At 41.9% G+C, this 16,326-nt stretch carries 10 protein-coding genes; 9 read left to right on the forward strand and 1 reads right to left on the reverse strand.

What is annotated here, in order from left to right; translation table 11 throughout:
* Positions 1–16 precede the first annotated feature (16 nt).
* The 9 genes from ACNQFZ_RS13325 (at position 17) to ACNQFZ_RS13365 (ending at position 14,483) form a co-directional block, all read left to right on the forward strand.
* Positions 17–175, forward strand: coding sequence for a hypothetical protein (locus ACNQFZ_RS13325; protein ID WP_458411829.1), 159 nt, complete (start codon positions 17–19; stop codon positions 173–175).
* Entirely contained in the window at positions 172–771 is a 600-nt protein-coding gene (locus ACNQFZ_RS13330; RefSeq protein ID WP_458411830.1) for a YdcF family protein, read from the forward strand. The genes ACNQFZ_RS13325 and ACNQFZ_RS13330 overlap by 4 nt, the downstream gene beginning before the upstream one ends.
* A 50-nt stretch (positions 772–821) precedes the next feature.
* Entirely contained in the window at positions 822–3,689 is a 2,868-nt protein-coding gene (locus ACNQFZ_RS13335) for an S-layer homology domain-containing protein (protein ID WP_458411831.1), read from the forward strand.
* Between the two features lie 856 nt (positions 3,690–4,545).
* A complete protein-coding gene (locus ACNQFZ_RS13340) occupies positions 4,546–5,283 on the forward strand; it encodes a WecB/TagA/CpsF family glycosyltransferase (RefSeq protein ID WP_458411832.1) in 738 nt (245 codons plus the stop codon).
* Positions 5,284–5,289: 6 nt separating this feature from the next.
* Positions 5,290–6,864, forward strand: coding sequence for a putative polysaccharide biosynthesis protein (locus tag ACNQFZ_RS13345; RefSeq protein WP_458411833.1), 1,575 nt, complete (start codon positions 5,290–5,292; stop codon positions 6,862–6,864).
* 181 nt (positions 6,865–7,045) lie between these two features.
* Positions 7,046–8,116, forward strand: coding sequence for a glycosyltransferase family 4 protein (locus ACNQFZ_RS13350; RefSeq protein ID WP_458415387.1), 1,071 nt, complete (start codon positions 7,046–7,048; stop codon positions 8,114–8,116).
* A 290-nt stretch (positions 8,117–8,406) separates the two neighbouring features.
* Entirely contained in the window at positions 8,407–10,371 is a 1,965-nt protein-coding gene (locus tag ACNQFZ_RS13355) for a DUF5693 family protein (protein WP_458411834.1), read from the forward strand.
* Between the two features lie 14 nt (positions 10,372–10,385).
* Positions 10,386–11,483: a polysaccharide pyruvyl transferase CsaB gene (csaB, locus tag ACNQFZ_RS13360; RefSeq protein ID WP_458411835.1), complete on the forward strand. Its 1,098-nt coding sequence runs from the start codon at positions 10,386–10,388 to the stop codon at positions 11,481–11,483.
* A gap of 1,137 nt (positions 11,484–12,620) precedes the next feature.
* Positions 12,621–14,483, forward strand: a complete 1,863-nt coding sequence (locus ACNQFZ_RS13365; RefSeq protein WP_458411836.1) for an N-acetylmuramoyl-L-alanine amidase — start codon at positions 12,621–12,623, stop codon at positions 14,481–14,483.
* 602 nt (positions 14,484–15,085) lie between these two features.
* On the opposite strand, the gene ACNQFZ_RS13370 is transcribed toward ACNQFZ_RS13365, so the two are convergent.
* Positions 15,086–16,123: an LCP family protein gene (locus ACNQFZ_RS13370; protein ID WP_458411837.1), complete on the reverse strand. Its 1,038-nt coding sequence runs from the start codon at positions 16,121–16,123 to the stop codon at positions 15,086–15,088.
* Positions 16,124–16,326 lie beyond the last annotated feature (203 nt).

The raw sequence follows: 16,326 nt of genomic DNA on the forward strand, positions 1-16,326 counted from the left end.
GAAGGTGATAGATAGAATGAATGGAACGAAATTACGCCCGTTAGAGCAAAAAGAATTATTAACGATCATGCAAACAGCTTATCAAAAAGGTGAAAAATCGATTATAAATAACCCAAAGGAAATGGTGCAGGACATTATATTACAAATGAAGTCTGTGGGCACAGAAAGTAAATGAGAAAGGCAAAGTTTTTCTTTGGCGTTTTATTATTTTTACTAATAGTAGGTTTTATCGTTAAAAATCCGTTGTTACAATCGATGGCGGATTTTTTAATTGCCGATGAAACCGTGAAAAAAAGTGATGTCATCATCGTTCTCGGCGGGGAAATCAAAGGGGAGCGAACAAAAAAGGCTGTCGAGCTTTATGATCAGGGCCTAGCGGATACATTGCTTTTTTCAGATGGAACAGATCTTTCTTGGCGAACAAAGGCTGTTGAAGAAATGACGTCTCTGGCGCTCGAACTTGGTGTTCCGCCAAAGGCAATCATGGAAGAAACAGACTCAAGAAGCACTTATGAAAATGCTGTTTATTCTAAAAAACTATTGCTCAAGAACAATTACAAATCTGCAATTGTTGTTACAACCAATTGGCATTCAAAAAGAAGCAAGTTTATTTTTGACAAAGTATTCGAAGACACCAATATTACGCTTACTTATGCCAATGCCCCGGATGAACGCATCGATAGTCTCAAAGACTGGTGGAAGGATTCCGAAAAGCAGCAAATTGTTTTAACAGAGTGGGCCAAGTTTATCGTGTATTGGTTGAAATACTAGGTAAAAAAACATAGACTTGTAGATTTACATAATATAAGGGAGAGGATGTAATGAAACATTTGAAACGCAATGTGTCTGCCTTTCTACTGTCGACTGTACTAGTCTTTCAGAGCTTTGGAAGTGCAGCATTTGCCTTTGGAACGAAATTAAGTGATGAAAGTACAAAAATTTCACCTGGAGTTACATATACAGAACAGAAATATAATGGAGGGTACAACCGGGCTGTTAATCTATTAAACATTGATTTGAATGATCCGTATACTTCATTAGAAGTAAGTATACCCAATCCGCTAACTGCGGTAGGGACAGTTTCAAACCGGGCCACTCAAAATAATTATGAAGGGCACTTTGTTGTAGGGGCTACGAATGCGGGCTTTTTTGATATGGCAGGGAAGGCACCGGTAAATCTTATTGCCATGGATAATAAATTAATCAACATCGGTGTGTCCGGTTTAAAAGGGCCGACGAGCCCAACGAATGAGCCGATTGCTTTTGGTATCAATCGTAACGGTAAAGCTGTGATTGACCGCTACAAGCTTGAAATGATTGCTAACCTCGGCGGCAATGCTATCAATATAAATAAAATTAATGGTGAGCGCGGTGAAAACGCGATTCATCTTTATAAATCTCCAAAGCAATCAACAGGTACGAATCAATATGGAACTGAAATTGTCATTACAGATGTTTCACCGTCAGCATCAGATCTTACTATTGGGCAGACGATGACGGGTACAGTTTCAAAGATTACGAGATTTGGAGAGGGCGGTAATGCAGCGATTCCTTCCAATGGATTTGTTATTTCCGCCCATGGTAAAGCATGGAGCGATAAACTAGCCAATGTCCAAGTTGGTGATTCAGTAGACCTTAAGGTTTCCCTTGGAGACGTTTGGCAGGATGCACAATATGTAATCGGAACAGGTCCGCAGCTAGTGAAAAATGGACAGGTTTCGATATCAATGGATGAAAGTCAGGCATTTGCCAAAACGCTTCAACCGCGTACAGCAATTGCGATGAATCAAGCGGGAGACAAGGTCTTTTTACTAACTGTTGATGGTAGACAAAACGGATACAGCAATGGCGCAACATTACGGGAAGTGGCCAACTATTTAATTTCGCTGGGTGCCTATAATGCTATCAATCTTGATGGCGGCGGCTCAACGGCAATGGCTGTCCGCGAGCTGGGAAATTTCCAACCAAAATTGGTGAATAGCCCATCTGAAGGGACAGAGCGCAAGGTTTCTTCTGTTCTTCAAGTCATTAGTTCTGCGCCTACAAGCGAGCCGGCAACTCTTAAACTATCAATTCCAAAAGGAAAAATTTTAAAAGGTACACCGGTTCAATTAGGCCTACAATATGCGCTTGACCAATATTTAAACCCGGTTAAAGTGAATGCAGGTGATATTACATTATCAACTGAAGGCAATATCGGCTCCGTAAATGGCATGACATTTACAGCGGGAAATGCCGGTACTGGAAAAATAATCGCTAATTACAATGGTGCCCGTGGCGAAGTGCCTGTATCAGTTATCGATAAAGTAGACAAAATTGAAATTCAACCGAAGTCAGTTGTGGTAGGTCCTAACGAATCCATTCAATTGACAGCGAATGCCATTTATAACGGCGGAGAGCCAATCATTTTTGATAAATCTGTCATTAAGTGGTCTGTCGACGGTAATATTGGTACAATCACTGCAGATGGTAAATTTACAGCAGGCACTGAAAAAGCATCAGGTAACATTATTGCTCAATTTGAAAAAGTCACAGCATCCATTCCTGTAAAAATCGGCGTGGACCCAGTGTTAGTTGACGGCTTTGAATCTTTGACCAATTGGTCTGCTGAATCAGCGAACGCAAATGCTACGGTAGAGTTGGCTACAGGAAATGGCAATGTTCAAGAAGGTAAAAATGCATTGAAGCTTTCTTATGATTTTACAACAGATGTTGAAGGCATAAAAGTTGCTTATGCAAGTACAAAGACTCCGATTGAGTTGAAAGGCTACCCTAAAGAATTAGGTGTATGGGTAAAAGGTGATGGTGCAAACCATTGGGTTCGTGCCCATATCATCGATGGCACAGGCAAACAGCAGACGATTAATTTTACAGAAGAGCATGGTTTAAATTGGACAGGCTGGAAGTACGTTCGTGCCCAAATTCCTACAGGTCTTACACTTCCATTGAAATTTGATCGTATATATGTTGCTGAAGCTGTAAAAGACATGCAAAATAAAGGCGCGATTTATTTTGATGGCTTACAATCAGCCTATGTAAGCAATCATCCAGCTCCTACGCCACAAGCGAATACAGGAACTGGCACAGGAAATGGTAATGGCGCCGGTACAGGCACTGGAACTGGAACGACTCCAGGAAACGGAACTGTTCCAAGTGTTTCTTTTAAGGATGTTTCAAACAAGTATTGGGCTTATAAATCCATTGCATTTTTAAGCAATCGAGGCATCATCAAAGGCTATGATGATGGAACATTCAAACCGGAGGCTGAAATTACGAGAGCAATGGTAGCTGCGATGATTGCCCGTGAATTCAAGCTAACAGAGTCTGCGGATAAAGCTTATCCGTTTACGGATGTGAAAAATACACATTACGCCTATAAGGCCATCAAAGCTGTTGCTGAGGCCGGTATTATCACTGGTAAAGAAGCAGGGAAATTCGCACCAGAAGAAAAGCTGACAAGAGCTGAAATGGCAACGATCTTAACGCGTGCTTATAAATTAAAAGGTGAATCAAGCAAAACATTTACTGATGTTACTGCAAATCATTGGGCTATCAAATCAATTAAAGCACTTGCTGCAAATAACATCACAGGCGGCTATGCCGATGGCAGCTTCAAACCATCTAAGGCAACAACACGAGCAGAGTTCTCATCGTTTATGGAACGTGTGATTAAGCTAAGTGCGAATTAATTTTAAAAAAATCCCTCCGCAACGTGGTTTGTGGAGGGGTTTTTCTGTGGGAGAAGATTCGCTTATATTTCAAGCGGTTCAAATGGAGGTATGATTCGGACACTGGGGTCAGGGATGTTGTCAAGGGAGTCCGAGAGCGAGACCCAAACGGACAAGGTAAGGTAGAAAAAGAGTAACTGAGTCCGAGAGCGAGGCCTAAACGGACAGGGTAAGGTAGAAAAAGAGTAGCTGAGTCCGAGAGCGAGGCCTAAACGGACAGGGTAAGGTAGAAAAAGAGTAGCTGAGTCCGAGAGCGAGGCCTAAACGGACAGGGTAAGGTAGAAAAAGAGTAACTGAGTCCGAGAGCGAGGCCCAAACGGACAGAACAAGGTAGAAAACGGGCAACCAAGTCCGAGAGCGAGCTTCAAACGGACAGAACAAGGTAGAAAACGGGCAACCAAGTCCGAGAGCGAGCCTCAAACGGACAGGGTAAGGTAGAAAAAGAGTAACTGAGTCCGAGAGCGAGGCCCAAACGGACAGAATAAGGTAGAAAACGGGCAACCAAGTCCGAGAGCGAGCAAAAAGAGCGAGGAATAATTGGATAGAGCATTCCGAAAGCTACCCCGATTCGCACCGCCCAATGTAAGTAACCGTAAAAAGGCAGCCCAAGTCTGAATACCACCCCGATTCTGCTCTACCAACGCATGAAATCCAATTAACCACTCCGAAGTTATTTCCTTTTCCCCCCCTTTTTGATATAGTTCAATGTAGAATTATATCGAAATGTCGATTAAGATGGCGCGTGCCCATTCGCTCCGATAGTGGAACGAATGCCACATCATTCTAATCGAAATTAAATGAAGTTGGTGAATATATAATGGAAGATAAATTTGTCTCGATATTAGGTGTGAATTTTATACATACAACGATGAAGGACATGGTTGAGCGGTTGACACAGCGCATGCTTACCAACCAAAAGGGCTTTGTTGTTACGGCAAACCCGGAAATTGTGATGAAGGCGCTGGAGGATCCAACGTACAAGCAGTATGTTGATAAAGCAAATTATGTGACCGCTGATGGCATCGGCGTTGTAAAAGGGGCGCAAATTCTTGGACAACCTTTGCCGGAACGGGTAGCGGGTTATGATTTGATGCGCAATTTGTTGACGGTTTTACATGAACATAAACTAAAGCTTTACATGCTTGGCGCCCAGGAGGAAACGATTGAAAAAGCGGTCCAGACGATCAAGAACGAATATCCCAACCTGACCATTGCCGGCTACCATCATGGCTTTTTTAATTGGGAGGACCCGGCTATTATAAATGAAATAAAAGAAACAAAGCCGGACCTGATTCTTGTTGCCTTGGGTGTACCAAAGCAGGAAAAATGGATCGCCGAGAACATGGATGAAGTTGAAAAAGGAGTGTTTATCGGTGTTGGCGGCTCGTTTGATGTGGTTGCCGGGACGGTCAAGCGTGCTCCTGAATTTTGGCAAAAATTAAACCTAGAATGGTTTTACCGCTTGCTTAAACAGCCTTCAAGGTGGCGCCGAATGCTGGCATTACCGCATTTTGCCCTCAAGGTAGTTGGCCAAAAATTAACAGGTAGGAGTTAACCCAGTATGGCCCAGTCTTCATTTTTAAAAGGTACATTAATTATTACACTGGCAACGATTATTTCAAAATTTATCGGCAGCATCTTTCAGGTTCCATTGCAAAACATTGCCGGTGACAAGGTGCTTGGTATTTTTGGACTCGTTTACCCGGTTTATATGATTGCTTTAATTTTATCGGTTGCCGGTATTCCAATTGCCATTTCAAAGCTTATTTCTGAAGCCCGCGGCGCAAATCGCGAGCATGAGATTGGCGATATTTTTCATTCAGCCAGCTTGCTTGCAATTTTATTTGGCGTCTTCAGCTTTGTCATTATGTATGTTTTTTCAAAGCCGATTTCGATTATGTTGGGCGGGGAATTTACGCGTCCATCTGTTTTAATCGTTTCCTTTACGCTTTTGATTGCACCATACATGGCCGTTTATCGCGGCTTTTTCCAAGGCTTTGAAGATATGAAGCCGACGGCGGTGTCGCAGGTTATTGAACAATTTGTACGGGTGGCGCTCATTCTTGGGATTGCTTATTTTTTAGTGATGGAAAAAGAATCGAATGAAACCATTGCCGGTGGTGTGATGGTCGGCTCCTCGGTTGGAGCACTTTTTTCTCTCATTTATTTGCGCGTTCTCTTTATGAAATTCAAGGCTCGTCCTTCTGGAATGAAATCATTTTCCATGAATATATTTAGGCAGTGGGCGAGGAGAATTTTAGCGCTTTCCATTCCGATTGCAATTGGGTCGTTGACGATGGCGCTTTTAAACCTTGTCGATTCAGTAACGATTCCACACGGGTTAGCTTGGATGGGGGCTGATAGCGCGGAGGTACAACAACAATTAGGTATTTATCGCAGAGGCTTATCGCTTGTTGGAATTGCTTCGGTCTTTTCCAGTGCGGTTATTCTACCTTTAATCCCAACCATCACAAAAGCGATGGCCCAAAATGATGTGGAAGCTGCCAATTCTTATATCGTTCGTTCTTTAAAATATGCACATTTAGTTTCTTGGCCGGCTACACTTGGACTTGTTGCCTTAACATTGCCTGTCAACCGGGCGTTATTCATGGATTTTCAAGGCAGTGATGTGGTGGCAATCATCAACTTAAGCTCTGTTTTTTCATCACTTACGGTACTAACAACAGGTATTTTACAGGGATTAAACAAATCTCGGCTAGCTGCTTGGATTATTGTTGGCGGTGCAGTTGTCAAGGGTGTTCTTAACTTTTTATTTGTTTCACAGGCAGGCATTATGGGGGCGGCGTACGCTACTCTTCTTATTTATGTTCTACTAACTATATTCAATATATGGTTTATCTTTCAAACGACAAATTACAACATTTGGCGAAAAGAAACTCTTGTATTTGTTGGAGCAAGTATTATAATGGGTCTAGTAGTTTTTGCGCCTATGTTATTTTTTACAGCTACCGACTGGTCGCGGCTTCAATCTTTACTCTATTTAGTTGTTATCATTCCTATCGGTGTGATTGTTTATGCAGCGATCGTAATCGTCGGAAAAGGCTTGAGTAGAGAGGAATTGCAGTCATTACCAGTAATTGGACGCTATATTCACAAATTACAACGGCACAATTGAGATACTCTATAGTAAATGGAAGTCGCAAAACTATGATTTGTTGTAAAAAATGCTACCCACTATATGGAGTTGTGGTATAATTTGTTTTGTATGTAAGACGAACTATTATAGGGAATAAAGGACAAATTTGTAAAAAAAGATAGGATATAGTAGAGACAAATGTCTGGGGAGTGCAAATATGATGTTATTGATTACAGCAATTATATGCTTTTTAGCTTCGGTTGCTCTAACACCTCTCGTGAAAAAATTGGCAATTGCCATTGGCGCTATAGATAAACCAAACCAGCGCAAAGTACACCAAAGAATTATGCCGCGCTTAGGCGGTTTAGCTATTTACATTAGTATGTTGATTGGTTTTGCGATAGCCAAGCCTGTTGACGATTATATTGCAACATGGCCAATTATTCTAGGGGCCACTATAATTGTCATTACAGGTATATTTGATGACCGTTTTGAAATTTCACCAAAGCTAAAGCTACTAGGGCAAATTTTAGCGGCAGCTGTTGTCATTTATGCAGGCGTTCAAGTTCCAATGATTAACCTGCCATTTGGTGTATCTATTGATTTAGGTTATTTCAGCATACCATTTACATTGCTATGGATTGTTGGAGTTACCAATGCAATTAATTTAATTGATGGTCTGGATGGACTTGCTGCCGGTGTTTCTTCCATCGTGTTAATTACGATTTCCGCAATGGCGATGTTCATGGGGGATGCATTCGTTGTTGTTCTTGGAACAATTTTATTAGCAAGTACATTAGGATTTTTACTCTACAATTTCCACCCTGCGAAGATTTTCATGGGTGATACAGGCGCACTTTTATTAGGGTTTATGATTTCCGTCATTTCGATTCTTGGCTTCAAGAGTATTACGCTTTACTCCTTGATTTTACCGATTATTATTCTTGGAGTACCAATTTCTGATACATTGTTTGCGATTGTTCGTCGTATTGTGAATAAAAAGCCTTTAACAGCACCGGATAAGTCGCATTTGCACCATTGCTTATTGCGCTTAGGTTTCTCACACCGTCAAACGGTTTTAATCATCTATGCGATGAGCGCATTTTTCGGAATCGCTGCTGTGTTGCTTTCCCATTCAACATTATGGGTTGCAACGCTGATTATTGCGGTTGTACTTCTAACAGTTCAGCTTGTGGCGGAACGTATTGGACTTGTGTCTGAAAATTATCGCCCAATGCTTAACTTCTTTAGAAAAATTAAAATCGTTACACATGGAAAAAGATCAATTTAACTTCATTCAGTAGGGTTTGTACCCTACTGAATGAAGTTAAAGCCTCCGGCGGATGCCTCAGATTTTTTAGAGGTAATTTATCGAGCAAGCTCGATAAAATCTGGGCACAAATACGCCGAGGCGTATTTGACTATAGGAGCAGATGGAGGAAAACCTTCAGCTAATGCTAAAATAGTATGGGGAAAGGGGAGAGCTGGCTGCAGCTTTCCTTTTTCGTTTGAAAAATTTTTGTTGGACAAGCTCATATATTATAATTTTCTCAAATACCTCAAAGAAGGGATGTAAATCTTTTGAAAAAAGCATTAATGGCCATCGTCGTACTATCGATATTGTTGACAGCACCACTCATTTATAATCGTGCCAAAGTTGAATGGAAAAATGATACATATGAAATGATTGTACCAGTTGAGGAAATCCGGGCGCTAGCTGACCGGGGACTTGATACGAAAACAATCCTAACGACATTGCATGATCACGGTGTCCGTGGAATTTCGTTTGAACCAACAGGTATTCAAGACCTTGAGAAAAAAGGACAAATCATGACGCTGACAAGAAGCGACTTATTGGGAATGGTCCAAAATAAAGATGAGGCTACACGAGAAAAGTTGTTATATTCTAGGGAGAATGGGCTTTATATTTTACTTCGCAATGATTTAGATGACCGTTGGGAAGATGCGATTGTAAAATCATTCGGCGACCGAATTGAAAAGGTAAATGAATTGCCGGTACTTCGTGGTGAATCTGTTTACTTTATCCAAGGTTTGAACAAAGAGGAGCTTGCCCGTGGCATGGGCTCTGTACCGAATCCAATTTTGACAAGACCAATCGGTTTTGATGAAGATTTGATTGCAGAATATGCTTCCTATGGCTTTGAGCCGATTTTTCGAATTGGCAACAATATTAATAAAGATAATGAATTTGTGTTAGATCAAATGAAGCAGCTGCAAGATAAATTTGGCGGTCATAAGATTGTTTTTACAGGCAATGAAATGCTTGGAGTTACACCACATCCAGATTTAAAGCTAAAAGATGATGAACAGTTTGCGAAGCGGTTTAAAAATGAAGGCTTTGTGTTGATGACCATCGAATTTGGCAAGCAAAAGGGCGAAGAAACGTATGCAAGGGAGTTTGGCAACAAAATTGTTCGTCTCCACAGTCTTGACTTTTTTGACGGAAGAGGAGACTACACAGATCGTGCAACCCGTGCGGTGAAAGAACGTAATATTCGCGGGCTTTTCCTCCATATAGCGGATATCAAAAAGTTGGAAGAAGAAATTATTACAGCAGATCAATCATTTAAAGTGTCTGTGGAAAACATTGACTCCATCACAAAGCAAATGGCGGATAAGTATAAAATCGGCGTTGCAGAGTCTTTTGATATTTTACAGGCTCCAAAATGGGGAACGATGGCAGGACTTATCGGTGTAGCAGCATTCGTTGGACTAGCTGCTTTGATGGTTTCTGAAAAAATTGCCTTATTAACATTCGGAGCATTGTTGGTTTTTCCAGCCGGTTATTTCGTTACAGGTGCAACATTATTTTTACAAGGGGCGGCCTTGATTGTGTCCATCGTTGCAGCCACATGGGCTTCCATTTGCGGCGAATTTATTCATAGCAAAAAAGAAATCGTGCTCAAGTTTGTAAAGGGGGTCGTGATTGCCATGATTGGCGCTTGGTTTGTAATGTCGCTGTTGTACGGCAACACATTCCTTGTTAAAATTGATGAATTTAGAGGAGTCAAACTGTTATTTATTTTACCGATTGCCCTAACATTCTTACACGTCATTCGTGACCATGTTAAAGATTTGGCCATGTCGGTTGTCCGCAATTATCACTTCATCATTATTGGAGTGATTGCAGTAGCAATGGGAATTTTGGTCATGCGTTCTGGAAACGATGCGGGCGAGATGGTATCAGGTACTGAGATGATATTACGCCAAAAACTGGAGGACATTTTATTCGTCCGTCCACGTACGAAGGAATTTTTAATTGGGTACCCAATTTTAGTTTTAGCGATGTATATTATTTACGTAGGCAAAGGCTGGGAACAACGTATCGGTAAGTATTTGTTAGCCGGCGGAGCGATTGGATTTTTATCAACCGTGAATACATTTACACATTTGCATATTCCAATTTACATTTCGTTATTGCGTGTTGTTTATGGTTTTGTGTTCGGCGCAGCGCTTGGAATAGTGTTGATTTACTTGTATAAGTTTGGTAAAAAATTATGGCCGAAGATTCAGGAGAGGCTGTAAAGTGAGGTTATCATATGAGAGTTGTGTTGTCTGGCTATTATGGATTCCATAATGTCGGTGATGAAGCAATTTTACAGGCGATTATTCAAGCACTTCGGAATGAGAAAAGTGATATCGAAATAACAGTTCTATCGAATGATCCGGACTATACAAAGAAAACATACGGTGTTGATGCCGTAAACCGCTGGAAGCTTGGTCAGGTTTTTAAAGCGATTGGGGCTGCTGATGGTTTAATTAGCGGTGGCGGGAGCCTCTTGCAGGACAAAACCGGTCTGAAAAGTGTTCCGTATTATACAGGCGTTATGATGATGGCGCGATTGTTACGGAAACCATTCTTTGTTTACGCACAAGGGATTGGGCCCCTTGATCAATCAATCTCAAGAAAGCTCGTTAAAAATGCTCTTTCAAAAGCGCAATTTTTATCTGTGCGGGATCAGGATTCGTTTGATTTGCTAAGGGACCTTCGTATAGGTCGGGAAATTGAACTCGTTCCCGACCCAGTGATGGGCATGGAATATAAGGAAGGCTTGAATCAAGCTTGGTTGGAGCAAGAGGGCATTGTCGGGGGCAGTGAAGAGGAGTCGTTTATCACAGTTGCCATCCGGGACTGGACTTCACCAGGATTTGCGGGGTTTAAGGAAAAGATTGTTGCGGTGCTCGACCGCTTTGTTGAAGTCGGCTATCCTGTCGTATTATTGCCGATGCATGGTGAACATGATGATGTATTTTCAAGGGAAATAGCAGGAGCAATGAAAAATAAGGTATCTATTTTTCCATACGATGCTTCCATTGAAGAAAAGGTTTCAGTAATCGGCGATTCATCGCTGTTGCTTGGGATGAGGCTTCACGCTCTAATTTTCGCGGCACTTGCCCACACACCAATGGTTGGTGTGTCCTACGACCCGAAAATTGATGCATTCATTAAACAAGTCGGCCAGCCATTAATCGGCCACGTCGATGAGGAATGGACAGTGGATGATTTATATAAATTGATGGGCATGCAATTAACCCAACGCAGCAAACAGATTGAAATATTAGAGAATAAGGCGATTCCACTACAGCAAAAAGCCAATGAAACGGCGAAAAAAGTGATTAGCCTGTTAGAAAAATAACATAATGATTGGTAAACAAAAATAGCAGAACTAATTGTTTCTGCTATTTTTTTGTTTGTGCTATGCAAGGTGATGCATTTTTTCGGATAGAGTTGGTCGGATTTTAGTCCGAGGAGTCCGAGAGAAGGCATCAATCGGACAGAGCAATGAGCTTTGCCGGATGTAGAGACCGAGAGAAGGCATCAATCGGACAGAGTAATGAGTTTTGCCGGATGTGGAGTCCGAGAGAAGGAGCCAATCGGACAGAGTAATGAGCTTTGCCGGATGCGGAGTCCGAGAGAAGGCACCAATCGGACAGAGCAATGAGTTTTGCCGGATGTGGAGTCCGAGAGAAGGAGCCAATCGGACAGAGTAATGAGCTTTGCCGGATGCGGAGTCCGAGAGAAGGCACCAATCGGACAGAGCAATGAGTTTTGCCGGATGTGGAGTCCGAGAGAAGGCATCAATCGGACAGAGTAATGAGCTTTGCTGGATGTGGAGTCCGAGAGAAGGAGCCAATCGGACAGAGTAATGAGCTTTGCCGGATGCGGAGTCCGAGAGAAGGCACCAATCGGACAGAGTAATGAGCTTTGCCGGATGCGGAGTCCGAGAGAAGGCACCAATCGGACAGAGTAATGAGCTTTGCTGGATGTAGAGATCGAGAGAAGGAGCCGATCGGACAGAGCAATGAGCTTTGCCGGATGTAGAGTCCGAGAGAAGGCATCAATCGGACAGTGCCCCCCCCCCGAAATTTGGTCAGAGTAGTCCGAAAGAAAGATCATATGCGTTTAATCCCCGCATCCCCGTAATTCCCGAAGAAGAGCCATGCCCCACACCGCAGCATTCCACGAAACCAAGCCTACACCCAACATTTACTGGCCATTCCCACGCAAAAACTAGCAAATTTCCGCCCAGCAATCTGACAATATTTCCGAGGCAATAATACAAAAATTTCAGTTTCATGACAAAACCATGTCATTTGTCCCAAATTGTTGTAATTTGGTTAAATTACCTTGATATTCTTCTAGTAAACTATTACAGTTTAAATAGTAAATAACTAGTATAGAAGGGGGATTAGATAGACTAATGTTGAGGAGATCGCCCATATCTTTTGTTATTTGCTCTTTTCTCATCTTATTGGCTTTATTGTCGGTGCCAATGAAGTCTGCAAGTGCAAATGAAGTAGGGCAAGTAGCAGTAGAGGGGAATTTAAACGTAAGGACATCCCCTTCAACTCAAGGGGAAATCTTGGGGAAATTACAAAATGGCGATGAAGTTCAAATTATTTCGAGAACTGGTGACTGGCTAGAAATATCCTCGAAAATTGGCGATGGATTTGTTCATAGTTCCTACATCCAAGTACATACAGCAAACAAACCAACGAACATAACAGACAAATCAGACGCATCTAACCAATCAAACGCATCCACTGCAACGAAGCAGACAGAAGCTACAAAGGATGCAAAAGGGTCAGGCACAGCTAATGCATCCAATACACCGATTGCAACGAATACATCCAACAAAACTAGCGCAAGCACTGCTAGTTCTTCATTAAAGGATATTTCAGTCTATGTTAATGGTCAATTATTAAAACTCCCAATTGCACCACCTGTCATTGACGGTAGGGTACTAGTACCGTTTCGCGGGATTGGAGAGAATCTTGGCATCGATGTAAAGTGGTTGAACGACACTAGACAAGTTGTTGCAACTGATTCGAGTACAAAAGTAGTATTAACGATTGATAATAAGAAAGTAACTGTAAATAATAATACATTAACACTCGACGCTGCACCTACAATCGTACAAACCAGCACGGTTATACCACTTCGCTTTTTTGCAGAGAGTTACGGTGCGGATGTGAAATGGCTTGAAAAAGAGCGAAAAGTAATTATTGAGCGAAAAACTGTAAACAGCGGTCGTGAAGAATCAACATCAGGAAATGTACAACCGCCAGTTATTGAAGACGAGGTTGGAACAACAGACAAAGATACAATCAAAGGCAAGGTAACAGCAACTTCGTTAAACGTTCGTGAAAGTGCAGATGCAAATTCACCAATATTAGGTGCATTAGCTAAAGGTCAGGAAATTTTGATTTATGATATAGAAGGTACATGGGCACACATTAAATATAATGGTATGTGGGGCTATGTTCACACAGGTTATATTTCAATGCAAGTGAATCAGCAAGCGTATACTACACTTAGCTCACCAGCTCTTGAAAAGTATGACGGTACCCGAGCTTGGTTGACTTGGACAAAAGTTGGCTCCGTTACAACATCCCACAAATTGATTTCCGGTGGGGTGGAAATTTCAACAAATGCTTCTCATGTTGATGAATGGGATGCCTCCCATCCAGCTATTAATCGAATCGAATATAGCGGCTCTGCCATCCGTATTTATTTTAATCCTGGCTATAATTTTGTCGTACGCCATACAGCAAAGGATGTTAGAGTTACCCTACTAAGCAGCGGCTTACAGGGTAAAAGAATCGTTGTTGATGCCGGCCATGGGAATCAAGATCCAGGTGCAAAAGGACCAGGAGGCACGAAAGAAAAAGATGTAAACTTAGCTGTAGCACTTAAAGTAGCTGATGTATTGCGAAGTGCAGGTGCAGAAGTTACTTTAACAAGATCAAATGATACCTTTGTAGAATTAGCAGGTCGGGTAAAAATTGCCAAAGATCACGATGCAGATGCTTTTGTAAGCATCCATTCAGATGCATTTAAAGCTACATCATCAGGCACAACGACCTATTATCATTCTGGTAAAAATCCAAGCTGGCAGCAAAGTAAACAGCTTTCAGATATTGCGATTAAAAAATTAACAGCAGAGCTGGGTACTGTGAGCCGCGGTTCAAATAACAAAAGCTTGCATGTTATTCGGGAAACGGATATGCCTGCGATATTAGCCGAAATGGCATTTATTTCAAATCCAAAAGAAGAAGCATTGCTTAAATCAAATGATTTCCAGCAAAAGGTAGCTCAAGCTATTTTGGATTCATTTGAGGAATTTTATAATTAAATGCAAAAAGGGTTGTCCAATAAATTGGACAACCTTTTTTGCATTAATAATATGTGTTTAACACCCGGATTCTCCTTTATGGCGGTAAACAGGCTTGCAAGCTGAGTTCGCTTGCCTGAAATCTGGTCTCAAGTAGGTTAATGGGAACGCAAGCCACTCTCACGTACCTGAACTCCGGTCTCAAGTAGGTTAATGGGAGCGCAAGCCACTCTCACGTGCCCGAACTCCGGTCTCAAGCAGGTTAACGGGAACGCAAGCCACTCTCACGTGCCCGAACTCCGGTCTCAAGTAGGTTAACAGGAAAGCAAGCCACTCTCACGTGCCCGAACTCCGGTCTCAAGTAGGTTAACAGGAACGCAAGCCACTCTCACGTATCCGAACTCTAATCTCAAGTAGGTCTAAAGGGAACGCAAGAAGGGTTTGCGTTCCCTTTAGCCGCATCCTAGTGCCCGTCGAACGTAAACAAGAGGAAAAACGGTAACTAGAGCCGCATCCTAGCGCTTGCTGAACGTAAAAAATAGCATAAACGATAACTAGAAGGCAGATGTGGGAACACAAGGGCTGTCCGTACTTGACAGCTTCTTATATTAAAATGACATTTCCTACTCACCAGCATCCTCATCTGCCGTTCCACCCTCACTACCATCCTTGTCAGCCGTCTCCGTTCCATCCCATTCCAAGTGCTGCTTGAATTTTGTTTTTACCTCTTCCAAGTTTTCATCATCCAGCAGATAATAATAAAGTCGGTCAATGCGGGCAGGCTTTCCTTTTAGCTTCATCATTTCAACATCAATATTTTTACCTGCATAGGCGTAGTCATGAAAGGCAAGCATCTCATCAAAGCTCATATTGGTCGTCAAATTATCGCCAACGCTTTCAATGACATCCCCATACTTCATAACCGATCGTAGCGACAATCCTTTATTTATGATGGCTTTTAAAATTTCCTGCTGCCTCTGACCTCGTTCGACATCACCGTCATACTTTCGTGTCCGGGCATAGGCAAGGGCTTCTTCGCCATTCAATGTTTGTAGGCCTTTTGCGATTTTAACTTTATTTTTTTGACGATGGCTATTTTGTTCGACAATATTAAATGGGACATCAACTTCAATTCCACCTAAAGCATCAATTATCTTAATAAAGGCATCAAAATTTAGACGCACGTAATAATCAACAGGCATCCCAAACAGTTTTTCGACTGTTTTCACCGTCATGTCGAGGCCGCCATAGGCATGGGCATGGGTAATCTTATCCATACGTCCTCTGCCAACCAACTCCACCCTCGAGTCGCGCGGGATACTGACCATTTTTACTGACTTTGCTTTTTTATTAAAAGTAGCTAGAATCATCGCGTCTGTCCGCGTCGTTTTGCTGAAAACATGGTCACTGCTATCGTCAATTCCTAAAAATAAAATGGAAATATTGTCAACACGGGGGTCCACTTTTTGTACACGTAATTCGGACTTTTCTTCAAATTTGCGGCTATCTAACTTGTGCTGAGAGCCTTCAACAACAGTTTTTGCAGTGCTAGCCAAATAAGAAGCATAGGCAGCCATGCCAGCAAAAACGATAAACAACGGGACTAGTATGATGAGCAACGCTTTGGTAACTTTCCGTTTCCGTCTTTTGTATCGACCCATATGTTAAACTCCCTTATTCACTAAATAAGCACTATCGCAGCAAGTACTTTCCACCGCAACCAGTTTCATTCCATAAATTTTCACAACTGTTACGATTTCGTATTTACTAGTGTACCCGTGTTTGAAGTATTACATAACAAAAATTTGTCGAAACTAAATATGTACCTGTGAAATGCAAAAAATATTGTGCATGTACATTGCAA

The sequence above is a fragment of the Schinkia acidoalkalinis genome (assembly GCF_054301215.1).

What these genes read in the sequence shown, in the direction of transcription:
- ACNQFZ_RS13325 (WP_458411829.1), top strand. Translation starts at nt 17, where the DNA reads ATGAATGGAACGAAATTACGCCCGTTAGAGCAAAAAGAATTATTAACG.
- ACNQFZ_RS13330 (WP_458411830.1), top strand. Translation starts at nt 172, where the DNA reads ATGAGAAAGGCAAAGTTTTTCTTTGGCGTTTTATTATTTTTACTAATA.
- ACNQFZ_RS13335 (WP_458411831.1), top strand. Translation starts at nt 822, where the DNA reads ATGAAACATTTGAAACGCAATGTGTCTGCCTTTCTACTGTCGACTGTA.
- ACNQFZ_RS13340 (WP_458411832.1), top strand. Translation starts at nt 4,546, where the DNA reads ATGGAAGATAAATTTGTCTCGATATTAGGTGTGAATTTTATACATACA.
- ACNQFZ_RS13345 (WP_458411833.1), top strand. Translation starts at nt 5,290, where the DNA reads ATGGCCCAGTCTTCATTTTTAAAAGGTACATTAATTATTACACTGGCA.
- ACNQFZ_RS13350 (WP_458415387.1), top strand. Translation starts at nt 7,046, where the DNA reads ATGTTATTGATTACAGCAATTATATGCTTTTTAGCTTCGGTTGCTCTA.
- csaB (WP_458411835.1), top strand. Translation starts at nt 10,386, where the DNA reads ATGAGAGTTGTGTTGTCTGGCTATTATGGATTCCATAATGTCGGTGAT.
- ACNQFZ_RS13365 (WP_458411836.1), top strand. Translation starts at nt 12,621, where the DNA reads ATGAAGTCTGCAAGTGCAAATGAAGTAGGGCAAGTAGCAGTAGAGGGG.
- ACNQFZ_RS13370 (WP_458411837.1), bottom strand. Translation starts at nt 16,123, where the DNA reads ATGGGTCGATACAAAAGACGGAAACGGAAAGTTACCAAAGCGTTGCTC.